The sequence below is a fragment of the Shinella sp. M31 genome, from assembly GCF_049199205.1.
Classification (GTDB): domain Bacteria; phylum Pseudomonadota; class Alphaproteobacteria; order Rhizobiales; family Rhizobiaceae; genus Shinella.
Map to the genome: position 1 here is coordinate 33,815 of NZ_JBLZPH010000021.1, position 242 is coordinate 34,056.

Annotated in this window: 1 pseudogene; it reads left to right on the forward strand. The window is 62.8% G+C overall.

Annotated features, from left to right (window positions below):
- Nucleotides 1–242 (forward strand): annotated as a pseudogene (locus ACOZKU_RS03680) (IS30 family transposase); the annotation flags it as partial.

Genomic DNA, 242 nt, shown 5'->3' on the forward strand with positions numbered 1-242 from the left:
CCGTCAGCCACGAGACGATCTACAAGTTCGCCTATTCGCCGGATGGTCACGCGATCAAGCTCTGGAAACATCTGCCGGAACATCGGGCTCGATGCCGGGCGCGGCATGCGAGGCGCCGGCATGGCCAGCGTTTCAGCCCGGACCTCAACATCCTGCGCCGTCCGGATGTGGTTGCCGATCGCAGGCAGTTCGGACATTGGGAATGCGACCTGATCCAGTTCCGCCAGAAGTTCGGCAAGGCG